The organism is Pseudaeromonas pectinilytica, from assembly GCF_054780855.1.
Genome location: NZ_BAAGVN010000220.1, coordinates 1 through 1,439, shown reverse-complemented (window position 1 = coordinate 1,439; position 1,439 = coordinate 1). Strand labels below are relative to the sequence as shown.

Sequence of the window (1,439 nt, the reverse complement as noted above, 5' to 3'; positions counted from 1 at the left end):
TGCCTCCTGCATGGAGACGCGATTAGATCACAGACGATCTGCCTGTTCAAATTTCATTAACAAAGTGCGATCCCGCCCTGATCTGTACCCAGGTCTTGTCTTGATTCAGCGGCTGATACATCAGATCAGACAATTTTGCGATCGCCGTTTTTTGCGCCAATAGCTGTCTATCCGCCTGGGCCTGTTGCTGGAACGTCGTGCCGGTAGCCGGAGCCCGCAGCGCAGGATCCACATCGATACTGGAACAACCGGTGGCCAGTAAACCGACCAGCCACAACCAACTCTGTTTACCCTGTGTCATACCTGTCTCCTCAGAAAATACGGGCCCCAGAGGGGCCCGAGAATCAAGAATAATAAGTGTAGATTGGTTGCCCAACCGATATTACCACCACATATCCGCTTGCAACCCGACCAGGAAGTCTTCGCGGCTATCTTGCCAAGCCGCTTCGTAATTGCGATCCACATAGGTGGCCAGCAGACGAATTTCAGGTGACGGACCCACACCAGTATTCACGGTGAAAGTGGGTACCACACTCAGTTTGCTGGAGTGGCTCCCTTGATCAACACCCGCGACGACCAGGTTGTTTTTCACGTAGCCCACTTCAGTTTGCACCGAGAAGAACTCATTCACCGGAAACACGGGACGTAAGGAAGCCGCATACCAGGAGTCATGGCCACCCAGTTCATAATCGTTGTACTGATAGGAGAGCGTTGGCAGCACATGCAGGCTGGCGCCATACCAACCCCCCCAGGCAAACATCCGGTAGGACTGATCGCCGTCCATCACCTTGGACTGATACGGCTTATAGCCATCCGCCTTGTCTTGCAGTGTCTTCTGATACAAGGAGCCCTTGCGGTACATGGAAGTATTGGTCAGGTTCGCACCCAGCAAATCGCCGGAGCCCAGACCACGACCCGCTTGCGCAATAAACTTGGAGAAGCCACCCGGCATAAAGAAGAAGTCTTCCCGTGAATAGATAGCGGTTCCTTCCATCCCCTTGGTCGCATATTGCTTGCTGTCACCGGTGAACTCGTTGTTCGGCATCTGTTTCAGCGCGACTTCGAAATCCCAGGCGCCATATAAAGCACTGGAGTGGAGGGTGTGCATGGTGGCGGCACTACCATCCGGGCGATCCGAGTGGTCGGTGTCGTTGCTGTTGATATAAGCAAAGTCCCACTTACCATCCGCCATTTCTACATTTTTAAAACCGACACCGGTACCAGAGTAATCGGTATAAAAATAATCGGTAGTCCAAATATAGTTTTCACGATCGTAATAACGCAGACCACCCCACATGGTGCCGGTCGGAGTAATACCGCCTAATTCCACATAGGTCTCGGACACACCGGTTTCACGCAGGGCGGGATCGCACTTTGTTAATGAAATTTGAACAGGCAGATCGTCTGTGATCTAATCGCGTCTCCATGCAGGAGGCACG

General features: G+C 52.6%; 2 protein-coding genes. Both read right to left on the bottom strand.

Going from position 1 to position 1,439, the window contains the following annotated elements; translation table 11 throughout:
• Positions 1-46 precede the first annotated feature (46 nt).
• Positions 47-301 (bottom strand): hypothetical protein, encoded by a 255-nt coding sequence (locus ACYVG7_RS10370; protein WP_460883043.1) that lies wholly within the window; start codon positions 299-301, stop codon positions 47-49.
• Positions 302-382: 81 nt separating this feature from the next.
• Positions 383-1,345, bottom strand: a complete 963-nt coding sequence (locus tag ACYVG7_RS10365) for a carbohydrate porin (protein WP_460883042.1) — start codon at positions 1,343-1,345, stop codon at positions 383-385.
• Between the last annotated feature and the right edge of the window lie 94 nt (positions 1,346-1,439).